Below are 18,488 nucleotides of genomic sequence, written 5' to 3' on the forward strand. Positions count from 1 at the left end.
CAGTCACGGCGAGGGACTGCACTGGTGAGGGACTGCACCGACGGCAGACTCACGCAGTCGGCGACGAAGGGGAGTACTGCGGGTTCGAATGCGCGGTACTCCCCTGTCGTTCCCTTCTCGTGCCGAACCTCCCGGCCCGCAGTTCGTGGGTGCCCCGTTCCCGCCCTCCCCGATTCGGATCAGCACGTGGTGATGAACTGTGCCGGCGTGCACCGTGTCCTCGTGCGTCGTGCAGGGCTGCTCCGTGCGCGGGACTCGAACCCGCTGCGCTGCCCTCCGCGCGCCGGAGGATACAGACGGGTCGATTCACCGCGACCCACGGCGTGTGCTCGCTTCCGATCCGGGTACCCGCTGCCCACGATCACTCGTCGATCAGGTCCACCTCCCAGTTCACGCGCTGGATCTCCAGGTCCACCCGGCGGATCCGGCGGGCCAGATCGTCGGCGGTGCGCCGCAGGTCCCGGACCGACAGCGCCGAGACGTACGCCAGTTCGGACCGGAGCTGTCGGCCGTATCGATCCTTGCCGCCGGAGGCCGCGTCCGCGGCCGCGGTGAGCGCACGGTGCCGCGTCTGCAGAGCGTCCCGTTCGGCCAGCGCATCGGTGAGGGTCCGGTCTCCGACACGGGTGGCGGTGTTCGTCTTGTTGATCCGAGCGATCAGCAGAGCATGCCGATCGACGGCGTCGGTGAGTTGTTCGAGAAGCTCGCCGGCGTTCTCGGCGGGCTCCTCCCCTTCCTGATATCGGGCATTCGCCACTACCCGAGTGCCGAGCTGCTCGATCCGTCGTTTCAGCTCGCCTCGTTCGGCGAGTGCCTCCGCCAGCCGCATGACGTCGAATCGTAGACGAGCGGTGAATTCATGCGTACCCGATTTCCGGCACCGTCGAGACGACCCAGCCGGGTGGGAATACCGTGTCCCACGTTCCGGTCCGCGAACGGCCCTGCCACGTCGGCGTGCCCGAGGGTGAGCTGCGGTACAGGCCGCGAGCGGCGGCAAGGGTGCGGTCGTACTGGGTCGGCCAGCCGATGTCGGCGGCGAGTTGTTCGAGGACGGAGCGATCTCGGCTCAATGCCCGTTCGGTGTGAGCCAGTGCGGGCAGCGAGTCCCGCTTGTCGGTGTTGCATGCTCCGCAGGCGAGTACGAGATTCGCCAGTCCGTCGAGGGGTGCCCGGGACCACGGTAGTACGTGGTCGACCGGACTTCCATCGGAAAGCTTTGCCGCACAGTAGAAGCAACGCGCTCCGAACGCCTCACGAAGCGCCACCCGAGGTTTCGTCAGCGAGACGCGCTCGCGGCCGAACAGGTGCCCCGCAATGTCGGGGACGTCGAGGAAGGCGTTGTACCGGCGCACGTCCTGAACCCACAGGATCTCCAAGGTCGGAGTGAGCAGACCGGACAGGCGTGCCAGGGCCGCCGCAACTCCCGGAAACAGGCGGATCGCGCCGCCCTGCCGGACGATCGCTGCCCGGGTGATTCCGGAGTGCAGCCAGGAGTCGTCGTAGAGGAACGGCTCGCCGCGTCCGCCCGGCAACCGTTGAAGCCGGTACAGCGGCTGTTGCGCGAGCGTGAGCGCGACCTCCGCGACGGTCTCGCGGTACAGGTCGGGCTTCCGCAATCTCGCGAGGGACAGACCGACCACCCCGCCGGTGTTCGCCGCGCTGCGCAGCGCCTCCACCGCCGTCAGGATCCGAGCCCTGGGCTGCGACGACTGGCGGAGCCGATGCCCGTCGAACGGGCGGACCTGGGACCAGTACAGGTCGATCACCCGCTCGGCGAGAGCGTCGATCGGCACGTCGAGTGCCGCGGCCGGCTCCGCCGGTAGATGTTCGACGCAGAAGCCGACCAGGGCCGACAGGGTCGCCAGCTTGTAGGTGGCGGTGCGCGCTCCGGTCTCGAGGACCGCGACGACGCGCTGACCGAGCGCGAGAGGATCCGTCGGTGGTCCGGTACCGTCCACCCCGCGACGGTAGCGCAGCGGAAGGATCCACGATGGGCAAGTTGGTCCGCGACCGGATTCCCGAGATCATCGAAGCCGCCGGCCGGGTGGCGCGCATTCGCGTACTCGATCGGGACGAGTACCGCCGCGCCCTGCTCGACAAGCTGGTGGAGGAAGCGCGCGAACTGCGGGAAGCACAGAACTACGACGAGCGGCTCGGCGAACTGGCCGACGTGCACGAGGTGTTCACGGCTGTGCTCTCCGCGTGCGGGATCACCGCGGACGAGGTGGCTGCCGCGGCCGCGGGAAAGCGGGCCGAACGCGGCGGCTTCGATCGCCGCATCTGGTTGGACCAGCTCCGGTAGACCCGGAGTTCCGCTCAGTCGGTGAGGAAGGGCAGCACGGTGGCCTCGAACTCGCGGTGCCGGTCGCGGTGGATGCTGTGGCCGCAGGTGAAGTCGTGGACCGCGACGTCGCCGAGGACGTCCACCGCGGCGGTGAGCCGGGTCGGATCGACCATGCTGCCGGGCCCGCCCCGCAGAATCAGCGTAGGCGCGGTGATCTGCGGAAGACGTTCCCACCACATCGGATTCGGCGCCCGGAACTGGGTGATGGCCGAGCCGGTCATGGAGCGGTCGAAGGCGAAGGTCGCGCGCGGATTGCGCAGCAGGTTCGTCGAGGCATGCCACAGTTCGGCCGGTGACGGCAGACGCCCACCGAGCACCGGCGGCGGATCACCCGGGCGCAGCGGCAGGGGGGCCTCCTCGAGCACGAGCCGCCGCACCAGACCCGGGCGCTGCTGCGCGACGAGGGATCCGGTGTGTCCGCCGAGGGAGTGCCCGACGAGGTCGACCGTCTCGAGGCCCAGGTGCTCGCAGAGCCCGAGCACGTCGGCGCCGAACTCGTCGAAACGGTAGGACGCGGCGCGGGCGCTGCGTCCGTGGCCGCGCAGGTCCACCGCCACGACCCGCCGGCCGGCCGCGAGCAGGGACCGGGCGAACCGGTCCCACGTGCGGCCGTCGCCGCCCATCCCGTGCACCAGCAGCACCGGCACGGGGTGGTAGCCCGTCGTGGGCGCCGAATCCCGGTAGGCGATCGCCACCCCGTTCGGCGCGGCCGTCAGCACACTGGTCTCCACGTCGATCGAGCGTACTTACTCGTAGACGCCCTCCACATGCCAGTGCTCGTCGACGTGGATCACCAGCAGAGCCCGGGACTCCTCGAGTCGCACCTGCAGCCGCGCCACCGCCCGCGCCGCCGCCGGATCCCACCAGTACTCGTCCACCGGCCACGGTCCGGCCCACCCGCGCACCCGCCAGCTGCGGCTGCCCCAGCTCAGCCGGCCGGGATCGCCGCTGAGCAGACCGCGCTCGGTCACCGTCACCGGGGTGCCCGCCGCATCCTCTAGCGCCACGCCGGGCAGGGTGGTGAGCACCACAGCCGGGGCGGGCGGCGGTAGCCGGCCCGGCCACGGCGCCGACGGATCCGTCGCCGGCACCGACTCCTCCCCCAACGGCACGAGGGTCACCCGTTCCACCGGGCCACGTCCACCACTGAGCACCCCCACCAACACGGAGTCGGCACCGAGCAGTCCCTGCACCCGCACCAGGGCGCGCCGGGCCCGTTCGTCCTCGTCGCCGACCCCGCCCCACAGACCCAGCTGCAGCGACCCCGCCGTCACCACCTCCACCGGTTCGAGCCGCAGCAGGACGATCCCGGCGGTGGGGCGGGCCGCACTGTGCCCGGTGAGCCAGCCGTCGAGTTGCCAGCGCACCCGATCGGCCGTGCCGTCCGGGGTCAGCGGCTCGGCGCAACGCCACGTCCGGGTCAGTTCCTCACCGTTGCCGGTGCGAGCGGCCACCAGCAGCCGGGTGCAGGCCACTCCCGCCGCGGCCAGCCGGGTGTGCAGCAGCGCGGCAAGCGCCCGGCCGGCGAAGGCGGCCGAATCGACCCGTTCGAGCGGCGGATCACAGGGACGTTCCACCACCAGATCGGGCGGCAGGGCACGGCCGGACGGCGGTCGTTGCGGCCGTGCCCGTGCGTCGCGGTGCGCGGCGACGGCGTCCGGTCCGAAGCGGGAGGCGACATCGGTCGGCGAGAGGGCAGCGAAGGCCCCGATCGTGCGCAGCCCGAGCCGTTTCAGCAGGTCCACCAGGTCGACGCGCTCCGGGGCAGCCAGGGACGGCTCCAGACAGATCTCCGAAATATCCAAAGGCGCAAGGAATTCCTCGTCTCTACCGGATGGGACGAGACGGGCGTGGCGGGCGGCGAGCACCGCCGTGAACAACTCGTCGGCGATGCCCACCTGGCATTCGACGCCGACGGCGGCCACCTCGTCGATCAGTCGCTCGGCCGCTGCTTCCTCGGAACCGAACCAGCGCACGACACCGCGCGCGGCGAGCACCACCAGACCGGGACGCAGCACCTCCACGCCCGGCGCCGCCGCATCGATCGCCGCCGCCACCGGCTCGAACAACCGCGCGTCGCGATCCGGATCATCTCGGGCCACATACAGATCCGGGCACCGGGCTTGGGCTTCCCGGCGGCGCAGACCTCGTCGCACCCCGGCTGCCCGGGCCGACGTGGAACAGGCCACCACCCGGTTGGCCGAGATCACCGCCACCGGCGTCGTCGGCGGCAGGTCGGCGGCCGCGGCGGCAGCGATCGCCGGCCAGTCCGGGCACCACAGGGCCACCACCCGGGCCGGGCGGGGTTCGCTCACAGTGCCACCTCGGCAGGCCGGGGACTGCCCACCTGCGCCGGTCCACCCGGTCGCCACTCCACCCCGGCTCGACCGGCGCACAGGTCCATTCGCGCCGACCGAGGCTGGAAGGACCGGCCCTGCGCGCGCACGGAGAACCTGGTACCGCACAGTCTGCCCCGGGCCGGGGCAGACAGCCCCCGGTAACCGTGCACCGCAGCCTCGAGCCGCACGTGCGCCCCGTCCCACCGGCCGTCGGTGACCACCAGGGCCGCGCCCTTGCTCCGGGCCCGAGCGACCACCGCCCGGGTCCGCGACGGCGGCACCACGGTGCCCCCGAGACCGAGAACGACGAGGTCCATGCCGTCGAGCAGGACGGCGGCCACCTCCACCGGGTCCGGCCCCGGGTCGGGGATCAGCGCGATCCGGCTCAACTCGGCCCCCATCTCGGCGGCAGCGAGCAGGCCGAGGCGACGATGACCGACGACGGCGGCGTGCCCACCGGCGGCGGTGGCCGAGGCCAGCACACCGAGCAGCAAAGATGTTGCGCCGGAGAAGCTTACGACGGATCCGCGGGCCAGGCCGCCGTCCGGGAGCAGCCGGGCGAGTGGCTCGGGCACCGGGAGCAGCCGGTCGGCCGGCACCGGGGATGCGGTGGGTTCCGCCGGGCGGGGACGGGCGCTCTCCCCTCTCGCAGGGATCGCGGCGATCTGCCGACGCAATGCCTCGAGCCGTTCCTGCCGGGAGGGACCCACCGGATCCTGCGACCCGCCCTCGACCGGAAACTCGGCCACCTCACCCACACGAACTCCCCTCGCCCTGCGCCGGCCGCGTATAACACGGCCCACCGACAAACCGCGGGGAAGACGCGGTTGTTCGAACATGTATTCGAACGACTTCAGTAGACCCGACTCCGGGGCGCCCGTCAAGCGATGGCCCCCGCGGCATCCACTACCCTCGTCAAGGTGTCGGAACAGGAGCGAGCGGCAAGCGTCGTCGGCCCGGATCACTTGGTGGCCGGACGTTATCGGCTCGTCTCCAAACTCGGTGGCGGTGGCATGGGAGCGGTCTGGCTCGCCCACGACACCCTGCTCGATCGGGACGTGGCCGTCAAACAGGTCACCTCGACCGTGGGCCTGCCCACGGAGGCCGCCGAGGAGATCCGCCGCCGCACGCTGCGGGAGGGCCGGATCGCTGCCCGCCTCACCCACGAGCACGCGATCGCGATGTACGACGTCGCCCTCCATTCCGGCGAGCCGTGGCTGGTCATGGAGCATCTTCCCTCCCGCAGCCTCGCCCAGGTGATGAACATCGCCGACACCCTGCCGCCGCTCGAGGTGGCGCAGATCGGCGCACACATCGCCGACGCACTCGCCGCCGCCCACGCTGCCGGGATCGTGCACCGCGACATCAAGCCGGGCAACATCCTCGTCGCCGAGCGCGGCCGCGAACTGGGTAGGGTGAAGATCAGCGACTTCGGCATCGCCCGGGCCAAGGGCGATCACGACCGGTCCGGCGTGATCACCGGCACCCCTGCCTTCTTCGCACCCGAAGTGGCCCGCGGCAGCGATCCCACCGAGGCCGGCGACGTCTTCTCCCTGGGTGCGACCCTCTACACCGCGATCGAGGGTCAGCCGCCGTTCGGCATCGATCCCGACTCGATCGCCCTGTTGCACCGCGTCGCCCGCGCCGAGATCATCCCGCCGACTCGTACGGGCCCACTGACCGACGTCCTGCTCGCGATGCTGGAACCCGACCCTGCCCGTCGCCCGACAATGGAGCAGGCCCGGGACCGTCTCGCCGCGGTCGTCCTCGGGGCCGACGCCGACCCGGAGCTGCTTCGCGGCCGTCCGATCCTGTCCGCCGACGGAACCGTCCCCGTGTGGGCCCGGCGCGCCACCGCACCCGTCGTGGGATCCCGGCGCACCGCGGCTACCGGCGGCACTCTCACCGGGTTGCCCGCCGCTCCCCAGCCCGTCTCGCTCCGGGGCGTACCCCGCCCCGCGGAGTTGCTGCGCCGGCTGCGCCCCACCGGGCCCCCGCCGCGCACCACGCAGGAGAAGATCGTCGCGTTCGCACCGATGGCGATGGCGGTCATGGTGGCCGTGATCGTTCTCGCTCTGATCGTGGCCCTGATCATCGCGGTCGCCGTCAGCTGAGCTTGACCTTCGGGTCGGCCGAAGCTCGATGATGGTGCCGTGACCCCCTCCCCAGACCTGATCACGATCGGCATCATGGCCCGGCTCAGCGGGCTCACCCCGGGGGCGCTGCGGTTCTACGGCGACTGCCGGCTGCTCGTGCCCGCCATGGTCGATCCCGTCACCGGCTACCGGTACTACACGGTCGACCAACGCGAACGAGCGGTGACGATCCGTCAGCTCCGCGAACTCGACGTCCCGCTCGAGGACGTCGGCCGGATCCTCGACGGCGACGCCGAGTCCGGTGCCGCGCTGCTCGACGAACACGTCGCCGAACTGCATCGCCGGGCCGAGCGCGCGACCCGGCTGGCCTCCGCCGTCAAGTCCCGCCTCACCGCCCTCGCGGCACCGCTGGCGGTCGCCGTGCCAGGCCGGCTCCTCGCCGACACCGTCGAACGCGTCCTTCCGTCCATCGCCACGGATCCGAAAATTCCTTGTCTGACAGGCATTCTCGTCGAGGTGAATGCCGGGACGGTGGTCCTGACGGCGACGAACCGTTACCGGCTGACCACCGGCTCGGTGACGGCCGCGGTCCGCACCGAGGACCCGTTCCGCACCGTCGCCGACAGCTCCGCACTCCGCGGGACCGCCATGTCACTGCGGGAACACGAGAACGTCGGCCTGGCCCTCGACGACTCGGGCGCGCTCACCCTCACCGGCGCGGACGGTGAGCGGCACAGCTGCCCCGCCGTCGAGGGAACCTTCCCCGACTACCGCAGCATGCTCGCCGCCCTCACCCCGCCGGTCACGCGGGTGATCGTGCACCGCGACGCCCTGGCCGGGGCCGTGCGCGACGCTGCGGCCGGCACGATCGACCTTCGCGTGCGGGCGACGGCACTCACCGTCGGCCACGGGAGGCACGACCGCGTGCTGCCCGCCGACGTCACCGGCGCCGACCTGGATCTCGCCTTCGACCGGGACGGGCTGGGCGCCGCCCTCGACACCGCTGTCGGCCCGGAGGTGGTGCTGGACATCGCCTCCTACGACCGGCCCGTCGTGATCCGTTCCGCCGCGGCCGGGGACCTGACCACGCTGGCCATGCCCGTCCGCCGAGAGGAACGACCGTGACCACCGATCCAATCATGGCCGCCGTCACCGACGCGGTCACAGCCGGCCGCTCCGGCGACAACACCACCGCCCGGACTCGGCTGGTGGCCTTGTGGTCGAGCATGGGGCCGCACGGCGATCCCCTGCACCGCTGCGCTCTGGCTCACTACCTGGCAGATCTGTACGACGATCCCGCCGTCTCCCTCACCTGGGACCTCCGCGCCTTCGACGCGGCCGCGGCCCTCGACGACGACCGGCTCGCCCGGCACCACGCCGCGTTGCAGGTGCGGGCCTTCCAGCCGTCGCTGCACCTGAATCTCGCCGACGACTACCGGCGTCTCGGGTCCTTCGCGGTCGCCACGGAGCACTTGACGGCGGCCCGCGACTGCGTCGACATCCTGCCCGAGGACGGGTACGGCCGCACGGTACGCGCGGGGATCGAGCACGTCGCCGCGGCACTCGCGACCGGCTCGACCGCGCGGCTGCCCACGCACTGAATTCCGGTCAGTCGATCCGCCGCCGGTGCGCCCACCGGGTGAGCGCGTTGCGGTTGGACTGCTGGGTCTTGCGCAGCACGTTCGACGCGTGCGTCTCGACGGTCTTGACCGAGATCACCAGTTCCTCGGCGATCTCCCGGTAGGTGTAACCGCGCGCGAGCAGGCGCAGCACCTCGAGTTCGCGCGGGGTGAGCGAATCGAGTTCGGGGTCGAGCGGCGGCTCCGGCACGCTCGAGCGGCCGGTGAACGAGTCCAGGACGAATCCGGCCAGACGTGGGCTGAACACCGCGTCCCCGCCGGCGACCCGTCGCACCGCGTCGGCCAGTTCGGATCCCGAGATGGTCTTGGTGACGTACCCGCGCGCGCCGGCCCGGATCACCGCGATGACGTCCTCGGCGGCGTCGGACACGCTCAACGCCAGGCACACCGGCCCGTCGGCGATCCGTCCGAGCACCGCCACCCCACCCCCGTCGGGCATGTGGACGTCGAGCAGGACCACGTCGGGGCGGGTGGCGTCGATTCCCGTGACCGCTTCGGTGACCGTGCCGGCCTCGCCGACGACCTCCATGTCGACCTCCCGGCCGAGCTCTGCGCGCACCCCCGAGCGGAACACGGCGTGGTCGTCGACCAGGAACACACGGAAACGGCGGGAGGCGTCGAGTGACGTCAAGTGGGCTGCTCCTCTGAACGGGCGTCGGTGCCCTCCCACTCTAGGGTTGTCGTGCGCTCCGCTCCGGTACCGGCACGGGGCATGTGGATGCGGATCTCCGTGCCCTTGCCGGGGTTCGAGCGCACGACGACCCGGCCGCCGCGACGCTCCACCCGGCCCCGGATCGAACGGGCCAGGCCCTGCCGGTCCTCCGGGACCGCGGACTCGTCGAAGCCGACGCCGCGGTCCCGGACGAAGACACTCACCTGCTCGGGTTCGACCTCGACGAACAGGTCCACGCTGTCCACCTGCGCGTGCTTGGCTGCGTTGACCAGCGCCTCCCGGGTGGCACCGAGCAGGGCGGTGAACGACTCGGCGGTGAGGTCCTCGTCGTCGCCGGGCGTCACGTCGCCCACGATCACCGGCGCCACCGATACCCCGTGCTGGTCCTCCACCTCGCCGGCGATGGTGCGCAGCGCCTCGGCCAGGCTGGTGTGCGGGGTCTCGCCACCGCCGAACAGCCAGCGCCGCAACTCGCGCTCCTGGCTGCGCGCCAGGCGCAGCACCTCCTGCGAGTTGTCGGCCTGCTTCTGGATCAGGGCGAGCGTCTGCAGCACCGAATCGTGCAGGTGCGACGCGATCTCCTCGCGTTCCTCGTTGCGGACGCGGGCGGCACGTTCCTCCTCGAGCGCGCGCCACATCCGCACCCACAGCGGCACCGACAGCAGGCCGGCCCCGACCAGCGTCACCAGCACGGCCAGCACCGACGAACGTAGGGCCGCCACGTCGACCTGGGCGAGGATCACGACGCCGAGCCCGATCACGATGAGCGAGGCACCGCCGACCACCCGCGCCCAGGTGAGCACCGTCGGGCGGGCGGGCAGGCCCAGCACCGAACGTGGTCCCTCCGCGTCGAACTCGCGCCAGACCAGCGCTGCGCCCACCGCCACCACGACGACGGGGGCGATCACCGAGCCCACGCCGCCGTTCAACAGCCACGAAAGCCCCACGGCCAGGCCCACTCCGATGACCGCAAGGCCGAGGGCCCGGCGCCGTTCGGTCGGCGAGGGCGGTTCGGTGTCCGAGCCCTGCGGTGTGAGGACCCACAGCAGTCCGTAGGCGACGATGCCCAGGCCGGCCAGCGCAGCCAGCACCGTGAACGCCACCCGCACCTTGAGCACGTCGACCCCGAGATGGTCGGCGAGGCCGCCGGCCACGCCGCCCACGACCCGGCCACCGACCCGGCGCTCGAGGCGGGGGGTGGGCAGGGGTGGGTAGGGAACCGGCTGCATACCTTCGATACTGGCACGCGTACCCCGTCCCGGGCATCGGGGACGAACCCTGAACCGGCGACCGCGCACCGGCGCGGAAATCAGGGTCGGTCCCTGATGCGCGACGGTGCGCCGGTCCAGAAGGATGTGGTTCATGAACACGCGAAGCTTCCCCGAGCAGCTCTCGGACATGTGGCGCACCCGTCCGGTCCGGCTGCCACGACAGGGCCACGTCGCCGGGGTGTGCGCGGGCATCGGCGTGCGATACGACGTGGATCCGGTGCTGATCCGCGTGGCGTTCGTGGTGTCCACCTTCTTCGGCGGCGCCGGCCTGGTGCTGTATCTGGCGTGCTGGCTGCTGCTGCCGCGCTACGGCGATCAGGTCTCCCCCGCCGAATCCCTCGTCGGCCGCGGCCAGAGCTCCGAATCGAGCACCAAGGTCGTGGTGCTGCTGGTGGTGCTGGCCGTCGCGGCGAGCGCCTTCGGTCCGCTGGGCGCCGGGGTGGGCGGTTCCGGGTTCGTCAGCATGGTGCTGATGCTCGGCGGTCTGTGGCTGCTGTACCAGCGCCGGCCGGAACCACCGGTCCTGCCCGGGGCACCGCAGCTGTTCCCCCAGAACCCCTTCCAGGCGCCGTTCCAGCAGAGTCAGTACCAGCAGGCACCCTTCGCGCAGCACAGCGCCGCCCCCGGCCCCGCACCGGCGGACCCGGACTTCTGGACGAAGCCGGAACCGGAATCGCCCCGGCCCGGCGACCAGTCCCCCGGGCCGGAACCGGCACCCCCACAGGATCCGTTGCTGCAGCGCCCCACGCCACCGTCGTGGGATCCGCTCGGTGTCGCACCGTTCGCATGGGACCTGCCCGAGCCTGCGCCCACGACGGCCGTCGTGCCCGCGAAACAGCCTCGTTCCCGGCTGACCACGACCGTACTGGGCCTGGCGGTGCTCGCCGCGGCGGCTGCGGGGGCGGTGGCTTCCGCCGGCGAGGTCGCGTGGCTCACCCCGGCGCGCATCGGTGCGATCGCGCTCGTGGTGATCGGACTCGGCCTGCTCGTCGGGGCATTCCTGCATCGCGGCTACGGACTGCTGGTGGTGACCGGTCCACTGCTCGGGTTCGTGGTGCTCGCCTCGCTCGTCGGACCGATCGACACCTCGTCGTGGGGAGAGCAGTTGTATTCGCCCCGCACTGCCGCGGAACTGCAGCCGGAGTACTCGGTGCAGATGGGGGCTCTGCAACTGGACCTGCGCGGACTCGAACTCACCGAGGACGAGACCGTCTCCGTCGAAACCCGATTCGGCGCCACCGAGGTCCTGCTGCCGCAGAACCTCGACGTCGACGTCGTCTGCACCGAACGGGCTTCGAACCCCTGCACGATCCAGGGCCTCGACGGCGGCGACGACGGCGTCGGCGGACCGGTCCTGACCCTGAATCTCGACACCGCATTCGGCAACTCGGAGGTGCGCCGTGGCTGACACCGACTACACCGACCCCACCCAGCCGGCGTCCGGCGCCCGGCGACGGGGCCCGTCGATCCTGATGCTGCTCTCTGCGATCGCGGCGCTGGCCGTCAGCGCGTGGGCGCTGATCGGGCCGTTCTCCCTCGAGCCGCTGGCGAACGTCGAGTTCCGCTGGCTACTCGTCGCGCTCGCCGTGGTCGTCGGCGCGACGCTGGTGTTCGCGCCGGGCAAGAAGAAGCGCTGACACCGTCGCCCCGGAACGCACTGCGCCCTTCGGTTCCGATCCGAAGGGCGCAGCCGCGTCTCACTCCCACTCGATGGTGCCCGGCGGCTTGCTCGTGACGTCGAGGACGACGCGGTTGACGTCGGGCACCTCGTTGGTGATGCGGGTGGAGATGCGCTCCAAGGCCTCGTACGGCAGGCGGGTCCAGTCCGCGGTCATCGCGTCCTCGCTGGAGACCGGGCGCAGCACGATCGGGTGACCGTAGGTGCGGCCGTCACCCTGAACACCCACGCTCCGCACGTCGGCGAGCAGCACCACCGGGCACTGCCAGATCTGCTTGTCGAGGCCGGCAGCTGTGAGTTCCTCCCGGGCAATGGAGTCGGCGCGGCGCAGGATCGCGAGGCGCTCGCGGGTGACCTCGCCGATGATGCGGATACCCAGGCCCGGGCCGGGGAAGGGCTGGCGGCCGACGATCTCCTCCGGCAGGCCGAGTTCACGCCCGACTGCCCGCACCTCGTCCTTGAACAGCAGCCGCAGCGGCTCGACCAGTGCGAACTGCAGATCCTCGGGCAGGCCACCGACGTTGTGGTGGCTCTTGATGTTCGCGGTGCCGGTGCCGCCGCCGGACTCGACCACATCCGGGTACAGCGTGCCCTGCACCAGGAACTCGACGGTTTCGCCGTGGGCGGCGTTCTCGCCGAGCACCTCCGAGACGGCGCCTTCGAAGCTACGGATGAACTCGCGGCCGATGATCTTGCGCTTGGTCTCCGGATCCGTCACGCCGGCCAGCTCCCGCAGGAACGTGTCGGCGGCGTCCACGGTGACGAGCCTCGCCCCGGTCGCGGCGACGAAGTCCTTCTCGACCTGTTGCCGCTCGCCCTCGCGCATCAGGCCGTGGTCGACGAACACACACGTCAGGCGGTCGCCGATGGCCCGCTGCACCAGGGCTGCGGCGACCGCGGAGTCGACCCCGCCGGACAGGCCGCAGATGGCGCGTCCGTCACCGACCTGCTCGCGGATCTGTTCGATCAGGGCCTCGGCGATGTTCGCGGCCGTCCAGGCGGCGGGGATACCGGCGATGTCGTGCAGGAAGCGGCTGAGCACCTGCTGGCCGTGCGGGGAATGCAGCACCTCGGGGTGGTACTGCACGCCGGCGAGGCGGCGCGCGCGGTCCTCGAACGCGGCCACGGGCGCGCCGGCGCTGCTGGCGGTCACCTCGAAGCCCTCCGGCGCGGCGGTGACCCCGTCGCCGTGGCTCATCCACACCGGCTGTGTCGCAGGCAGGCCGTCGTGCAGGACACCTCCGGTGACCGACATCTCGGTGCGCCCGTACTCACGATTGCCGGTGTGCGCGACGGTGCCGCCGAGCGCCTGGGCCATGGCCTGGAAGCCGTAGCAGATCCCGAACACCGGCACGTCCAGGTCGAACAGTTTCGGGTCGAGTTGCGGTGCCCCGTCGGCGTAGACGCTGGAGGGGCCACCGGAGAGCACCACGGCGAGCGGATCGCGGGCCGCGATCTCCTCCACCGGGGTGGTGTGCGGCACGACCTCGGAGTAGACCTTGGCTTCGCGGACGCGGCGGGCGATCAGCTGCGCGTACTGGGCTCCGAAGTCGACGACGAGGACCGGCCTGGACTGCTGGGTTTGCGACACCCGAACAGTCTAGAGGCCCGGTCCTCGTCCAACGAACGGCGGTTCGGGTCAGGCGACGCCGGACGCGGACCTGGTGCGGACCTCGACGATCGGCAACGACAGCGCGCCCGGGGCGCCGGCCGGAACGACCGGCTTGTTCGGGGCGATCGGGTCCAGCCGGCGGTAACCCTCCCCCTGGCCGGGACGCAGGTCCTGCTCCCCCTTGTTCGGCCACAGCGCCGCCGCGCGCTCGGCCTGCGCAGCGATGGTCAGCGACGGATTGACCCCGAGATTGGCCGAGACGGCGGCCCCGTCCACGACGCTCAGCGTCGGGTATCCGTACACGCGGTGGTACGGGTCGATGACACCGTGTTCGGGATCGGTGCCGATCACGCAGCCACCGAGGAAGTGCGCAGTGAGCGGGACGTTGAAGATCTCCCCCCAGGTGCCGCCCGGGACGCCGTCGATCTTCTCGGCGATCCGGCGGGTGGCCTCGTTGCCGACGGGAATCCACGTCGGGTTGGGGTGCCCGTGGCCCTGCCGGCTGGTGACCTTGCGGCGACCGAACAGGCCCTTCTTGGTGTAGGTGACGATCGAGTTGTCCAGGTTCTGCATGACCAGGGCGATGATGGTGCGCTCGCTCCAGTCCTTGACGCTGAGCATCCGGGCCATCTGGACCGGGTTCTTCACCACCTGGCCGAGGAACTTCAGCCAGCGCGGCGTGCGGCCGCCACCGTCGGTCATCAAGGTCTGCAACAGACCCATCGCGTTGGAGCCCTTGCCGTAGCGGACCGGCTCGATGTGGGTGTCGGCAGTGGGATGGAACGACGACGTGATCGCCACCCCGCGGGTGAGGTCGAGGTCCGGGTCGACGCTCATCTTCCCGGCGCCGACGATCGACTCGGAGTTGGTGCGGGTCAGATGGCCCAGCCGGTCGGACAGTTCCGGCAGGGCGCCGGTGTCCTTGAGGTGGTGCAGGAGATGCTGGGTGCCCCACGTGCCGGCGGCGAGGACGACGTGCCCGGCGGTGTAGGTGCGACGGTTCTTCCGCTTCCAGGTGCCGGTGCGCTCGGTGTCGACGTCCCACGTGCCGTCGGAGGCCTGGCGCAGGCCGGTGACCGTGGTGAGCGGGACGATCTCGGCGCCGGCCCGCTCGGCGAGCCCGAGGTAGTTCTTCAGCAGTGTGTTCTTGGCGCCGTGTCGGCATCCGGTCATGCACTCGCCGCATTCGATGCAGCCGGTGCGGTCGGGGCCGACACCGCCGAAGTACGGGTCGGCGACGGTACGGCCGGGCTCCCCGAAGTACACCCCCACCGGGGTCTGGATGAAGGTGTCGCCGACGCCCATGTCCTCGGCGACGGACTTGACGATCTCGTCCGCGGGGGTCATGTGCGGGTTCTGCACCACGCCGAGCATGCGACGCGCCTGGTCGTAGAAGGGGCTGAGTTCGTCGTCCCAGTCGGTGATGTGTGCCCACTGGCCGTCTTCGAAGAACGGCGCCGGCGGCTTGTAGAGGGTGTTGGCGTAGTTGAGGGAACCCCCGCCGACGCCGGCTCCGGCAAGGATGAGGACGTCGTGCAGCAGGTGGATCCGTTGGATGCCGAAGCACCCCAGCTTGGGGGCCCAGAGGAATCGCTTGAGATCCCAGCTGGTCTTCGCGAAGTCGGCGTCGGCGAAACGCCGGCCCGCTTCGAGGATGCCGACCTTGTAGCCCTTCTCCACGAGCCGCAGGGCCGTCACACTTCCGCCGAACCCCGATCCGACGATGAGGACGTCGTAGTCCGTCGCGCGCTGCTCACCCACCGAAACACCTCCATGAAGCTGGTTGTTACTCACCAGTATGCACGGACTTGCTGTGACCACTGCCACAAGGGTGCCCTAACTGTAACCTCGAGTTCCATAAACCGCAGGTGAGGCCCGGAAACGGCTGTGGCCGAATGTCACATCGCTTCGATCGAATCGACGCGATGTGACATTCGGCCACAGCGGGAAAGGCGCAGGGGCGGTCAGGCGCGGACGGTCAGGCCGACCTTCTGGAACTCCTTGAGATCCGAGTAGCCCGACTTCGCCATCGCACGACGCAGACCGCCGACCAGGTTCAGCGAGCCGAACGGGTCGTCGGACGGACCGGTGAGCACCCGGTCCAGACTCGGGCGCTCGTCGTAGGCGACCTGCAGCAGCGCGCCGCGCGGCACGGACGGATGCGCGCTCGCCGAGGGCCAGTACCAGCCACGGCCCGGGGCCTCGGCCGAGACCGCGAGAGGGGCGCCGAGCACGGCGGCGTCGGCGCCGCAGGCGATGGCCTTGGCCAGGTCGCCCGAGGTCTCGATGTCGCCGTCGGCGATGACGTGGACGTACCGGCCACCGGTTTCGTCCAGGTAGTCGCGACGGGCGGCGGCAGCGTCGGCGATCGCCGTCGCCATGGGCACACCGATGCCCAGCACTTCGCTGGTGGTGGTGGCGCCCGCTGTCGAGCCGTAGCCGACGACGACGCCCGCCGCGCCGGTACGCATCAGGTGCAGCGCGGTGCGGTGATCGCTCACACCACCTGCGACGACCGGCACGTCCAGCTCGGAAATGAACGTCTTGAGGTTCAGCGGCTCGCTCGCACCGTGCGCCACGTGCTCGGCGGAGATGATGGTCCCGTGGATGACCAGCAGGTCGAGGCCTGCTTTCACCAGGTGCGGAGTCAGTGCCCGCGCATTCTGCGGGCTGACCCGGACGGCCGTGGTCACGCCGGCGTCGCGTACCTGCGCGATCGCGGCGGCCAGCAGGTCGGGCTGCAGCGGGGCCGCGTGGAGCTTCTGCAGGTGGGCGATCGCCGCTGCCGGGTCCGGGTCGGATTCGGCGATGCCGACGAGGCGTTCGATCTCGGCATCGACATCGGCGTGCCGGCCCCACAGTCCCTCACCGTTGATGACGCCGAGGCCGCCGGCCTTGCCCAGTTGCACCGCGAAGGACGGCGAGACCAGCGCATCGGTGGGATGGGCGAGCAGCGGAATGTCGAATCGGTACGCGTCGAGCTGCCAGGCCGTCGACACCTCCTTCGAGGAGCGCGTCCGGCGGGACGGCACGATGTTGATGTCGTCCAGCTCGTAGGTGCGTCGGGCGGTTCGCCCCATGCCGATTTCAACCAGGTCGCGCACGCGCGTCCCTTTCTTCTCAGGTAGATGCCCCCACCGGACACTCCGGCGGGGGCCGATCGCGGACTCTTGCTCTACCGAACCACGTAGTTCGGTGCCTCGGCCGTGATCGTGATGTCGTGGGGATGGCTCTCCTTCAGACCCGCCGCCGTGATCTGCACGAACTGGGCCTCCTGCAGCTGTTCGATGGTGGCGGCACCGGCGTAGCCCATCGCTGCCCGCAGGCCACCGATCAGCTGGTGCGTGACCTGCTGCAGCGGACCGCGGAACGGCACGCGACCTTCGATGCCCTCGGGCACCAGCTTGTCCTCGGAGAGCACGTCGTCCTGGAAGTAGCGGTCCTTCGAGTACGACTTGCCCGCGCCCCGGCTCTGCATCGCGCCGAGCGAACCCATGCCGCGGTAGCTCTTGAACTGCTTGCCGTTGACCAGGATCAGCTCACCCGGCGACTCGGCCGTGCCGGCCAGTAGGGAGCCGAGCATGGCCGTGGAGGCGCCGGCGGCGAGCGCCTTGGCGACGTCGCCGGAGAACTGCAGGCCGCCGTCGGCGATGACCGGCACGCCCGCGGGCTTGGCGACGGCGACGGCCTCGAGGATGGCGGTGATCTGCGGCGCGCCGACACCCGCGATGACGCGGGTGGTGCAGATGGAGCCGGGACCCACGCCGACCTTCACGGCGTCCACGCCGGCCTCGATGAGCGCTGCGGCGCCCGCCCGGGTCGCGACGTTGCCTCCGATGATCTGGACCCGATCGCCGACCTCGGTCTTGAGCTTGGCGATCATCCCGAGGACACCCGCGGAGTGACCGTGGGCGCTGTCGACCACGAGCACGTCCACCCCGGCGTCGGCCAGGGTCATGGCCCGGGTCCACGCGTCGTCGCCCACGCCGACGGCCGCACCGACGAGCAGGCGGCCGTCGCGGTCCTTGGTGGCGTCGGGGTGCTGCTCGGTCTTGACGAAGTCCTTGACGGTGATCAGTCCGGTCAGGCGGCCCTGCCCGTCGACGATCGGCAGCTTCTCGATCTTGTGACGGCGCAGCAACCCGAGGGCGGCTTCGGCGGTGACACCCTCCTGCGCGGTCACCAGCGGCGCCTTGGTCATGACCTCCGCGACCGGGCGGTTCTGGTCGACCTCGAACCGCATGTCCCGGTTGGTGATGATGCCGACGAGCTGACCCTCGTCGTCGGTGACGGGCAGCCCCGAGATGCGGAAGCGCGCACACATGGCGTCGACCTCGGCGAGGGTGGCGGTCGGCTTGCAGGTGACCGGGTCGGTGACCATGCCCGCCTCGGACCGCTTCACGGTCTCGACCTGCGCGGCCTGCGCCTCGGCGGACAGATTGCGGTGCAGGACGCCCATGCCACCGGCGCGGGCCATCGCGATGGCCATGCGCGACTCGGTGACGGTGTCCATTGCGGAACTGACCAGCGGAACCCGGAGGCGGATGTCCCGGGTCAGCTGGCTCGACGTGTCCACCTGGCTCGGGATGACGTCCGACGCGGCCGGAAGCAGCAGCACGTCGTCGAAGGTCAGACCCAGCATGGCGACCTTGTCGGGGTCGTCACCGCCGGTATGCACGTGCCCTCCGGTACTCCTCATGCGGTTCGGACCCTCCATGACGCGTCGATACGGTGCGGGCGGGTGGGCCCCGGCCCGGCATCGGTGATTACGGAACACAATGTCGTGAAAGACAATGGTGCGAGCGGTGCACACCGTTCCCCGGACACTCCGAACA

17 protein-coding genes are annotated in these 18,488 nt (G+C 71.0%); 6 read left to right on the plus strand and 11 right to left on the minus strand.

Annotated features, from left to right (window positions below; translation table 11 throughout):
• Positions 1–361 precede the first annotated feature (361 nt).
• Positions 362–829: a DIP1984 family protein gene (locus tag QYS60_RS22500; protein WP_003938011.1), complete on the minus strand. Its 468-nt coding sequence runs from the start codon at positions 827–829 to the stop codon at positions 362–364.
• A 28-nt stretch (positions 830–857) separates the two neighbouring features.
• Positions 858–1,958: an HNH endonuclease gene (locus QYS60_RS22505; protein ID WP_289382024.1), complete on the minus strand. Its 1,101-nt coding sequence runs from the start codon at positions 1,956–1,958 to the stop codon at positions 858–860.
• Between the two features lie 32 nt (positions 1,959–1,990).
• Between QYS60_RS22505 and QYS60_RS22510 the strand changes: the two genes are divergently transcribed.
• Positions 1,991–2,302 carry a nucleoside triphosphate pyrophosphohydrolase gene (locus QYS60_RS22510; RefSeq protein WP_289382027.1) on the plus strand — a complete coding sequence of 104 codons (312 nt, stop codon included), beginning with the start codon at positions 1,991–1,993 and terminating at the stop codon, positions 2,300–2,302.
• A 14-nt stretch (positions 2,303–2,316) separates the two neighbouring features.
• On the opposite strand, the gene QYS60_RS22515 is transcribed toward QYS60_RS22510, so the two are convergent.
• The 3 genes from QYS60_RS22515 to QYS60_RS22525 are packed head-to-tail and all read right to left on the minus strand — an operon-like array spanning position 2,317 to position 5,441.
• A complete protein-coding gene (locus QYS60_RS22515; RefSeq protein WP_289382029.1) occupies positions 2,317–3,075 on the minus strand; it encodes an alpha/beta fold hydrolase in 759 nt (252 codons plus the stop codon).
• Between the two features lie 15 nt (positions 3,076–3,090).
• Positions 3,091–4,659, minus strand: coding sequence for a DNA polymerase Y family protein (locus tag QYS60_RS22520; RefSeq protein WP_289382031.1), 1,569 nt, complete (start codon positions 4,657–4,659; stop codon positions 3,091–3,093).
• Positions 4,656–5,441, minus strand: coding sequence for a hypothetical protein (locus QYS60_RS22525; RefSeq protein ID WP_289382033.1), 786 nt, complete (start codon positions 5,439–5,441; stop codon positions 4,656–4,658). The genes QYS60_RS22520 and QYS60_RS22525 overlap by 4 nt, the downstream gene beginning before the upstream one ends.
• Before the next feature lie 129 nt (positions 5,442–5,570).
• On the opposite strand from QYS60_RS22525, the gene QYS60_RS22530 reads away from it, so the two are divergent.
• The 3 genes from QYS60_RS22530 to QYS60_RS22540 are packed head-to-tail and all read left to right on the plus strand — an operon-like array spanning position 5,571 to position 8,380.
• Complete coding sequence (locus tag QYS60_RS22530; RefSeq protein WP_371384330.1) at positions 5,571–6,797, plus strand: serine/threonine-protein kinase; 1,227 nt, start codon at positions 5,571–5,573, stop codon at positions 6,795–6,797.
• Positions 6,798–6,836: 39 nt separating this feature from the next.
• Complete coding sequence (locus QYS60_RS22535; RefSeq protein WP_371384331.1) at positions 6,837–7,904, plus strand: MerR family transcriptional regulator; 1,068 nt, start codon at positions 6,837–6,839, stop codon at positions 7,902–7,904.
• A 14-nt stretch (positions 7,905–7,918) separates the two neighbouring features.
• Positions 7,919–8,380, plus strand: a complete 462-nt coding sequence (locus tag QYS60_RS22540; RefSeq protein ID WP_371384345.1) for a hypothetical protein — start codon at positions 7,919–7,921, stop codon at positions 8,378–8,380.
• Positions 8,381–8,387: 7 nt separating this feature from the next.
• On the opposite strand, the gene QYS60_RS22545 is transcribed toward QYS60_RS22540, so the two are convergent.
• Positions 8,388–9,050 carry a response regulator transcription factor gene (locus tag QYS60_RS22545; RefSeq protein WP_003938020.1) on the minus strand — a complete coding sequence of 221 codons (663 nt, stop codon included), beginning with the start codon at positions 9,048–9,050 and terminating at the stop codon, positions 8,388–8,390.
• On the minus strand, positions 9,047–10,321 hold the full coding sequence (locus tag QYS60_RS22550; RefSeq protein ID WP_054374071.1) for an ATP-binding protein: 1,275 nt from the start codon (positions 10,319–10,321) through the stop codon (positions 9,047–9,049). Before QYS60_RS22550 ends, QYS60_RS22545 begins: the two co-directional genes overlap by 4 nt.
• 133 nt (positions 10,322–10,454) lie before the next feature.
• Between QYS60_RS22550 and QYS60_RS22555 the strand changes: the two genes are divergently transcribed.
• On the plus strand, positions 10,455–11,771 hold the full coding sequence (locus QYS60_RS22555) for a PspC domain-containing protein (RefSeq protein WP_003938022.1): 1,317 nt from the start codon (positions 10,455–10,457) through the stop codon (positions 11,769–11,771).
• Positions 11,764–12,000: a hypothetical protein gene (locus QYS60_RS22560; protein ID WP_289379271.1), complete on the plus strand. Its 237-nt coding sequence runs from the start codon at positions 11,764–11,766 to the stop codon at positions 11,998–12,000. The genes QYS60_RS22555 and QYS60_RS22560 overlap by 8 nt, the downstream gene beginning before the upstream one ends.
• A gap of 60 nt (positions 12,001–12,060) precedes the next feature.
• On the opposite strand, the gene guaA is transcribed toward QYS60_RS22560, so the two are convergent.
• The 4 genes from guaA to guaB form a co-directional block, all read right to left on the minus strand.
• On the minus strand, positions 12,061–13,632 hold the full coding sequence (gene guaA / locus QYS60_RS22565; protein ID WP_003938024.1) for a glutamine-hydrolyzing GMP synthase: 1,572 nt from the start codon (positions 13,630–13,632) through the stop codon (positions 12,061–12,063).
• Positions 13,633–13,680: 48 nt separating this feature from the next.
• Entirely contained in the window at positions 13,681–15,414 is a 1,734-nt protein-coding gene (locus QYS60_RS22570) for a GMC oxidoreductase (protein ID WP_371384332.1), read from the minus strand.
• 203 nt (positions 15,415–15,617) lie between these two features.
• Complete coding sequence (locus tag QYS60_RS22575; protein ID WP_289379273.1) at positions 15,618–16,757, minus strand: GuaB3 family IMP dehydrogenase-related protein; 1,140 nt, start codon at positions 16,755–16,757, stop codon at positions 15,618–15,620.
• 71 nt (positions 16,758–16,828) lie between these two features.
• Positions 16,829–18,352 (minus strand): IMP dehydrogenase, encoded by a 1,524-nt coding sequence (gene guaB, locus QYS60_RS22580; protein WP_040783396.1) that lies wholly within the window; start codon positions 18,350–18,352, stop codon positions 16,829–16,831.
• Between the last annotated feature and the right edge of the window lie 136 nt (positions 18,353–18,488).

This window comes from Rhodococcus sp. GXMU-t2271, assembly GCF_041414735.1.
GTDB lineage: Bacteria > Actinomycetota > Actinomycetes > Mycobacteriales > Mycobacteriaceae > Rhodococcus > Rhodococcus indonesiensis.

What these genes read in the sequence shown, in the direction of transcription:
- QYS60_RS22500 (WP_003938011.1), bottom strand. Translation starts at nt 829, where the DNA reads ATGCGGCTGGCGGAGGCACTCGCCGAACGAGGCGAGCTGAAACGACGG.
- QYS60_RS22510 (WP_289382027.1), top strand. Translation starts at nt 1,991, where the DNA reads ATGGGCAAGTTGGTCCGCGACCGGATTCCCGAGATCATCGAAGCCGCC.
- QYS60_RS22530 (WP_371384330.1), top strand. Translation starts at nt 5,571, where the DNA reads ATGGCCCCCGCGGCATCCACTACCCTCGTCAAGGTGTCGGAACAGGAG.
- QYS60_RS22540 (WP_371384345.1), top strand. Translation starts at nt 7,919, where the DNA reads ATGGCCGCCGTCACCGACGCGGTCACAGCCGGCCGCTCCGGCGACAAC.
- QYS60_RS22550 (WP_054374071.1), bottom strand. Translation starts at nt 10,321, where the DNA reads ATGCAGCCGGTTCCCTACCCACCCCTGCCCACCCCCCGCCTCGAGCGC.
- QYS60_RS22555 (WP_003938022.1), top strand. Translation starts at nt 10,455, where the DNA reads ATGAACACGCGAAGCTTCCCCGAGCAGCTCTCGGACATGTGGCGCACC.
- guaB (WP_040783396.1), bottom strand. Translation starts at nt 18,352, where the DNA reads ATGAGGAGTACCGGAGGGCACGTGCATACCGGCGGTGACGACCCCGAC.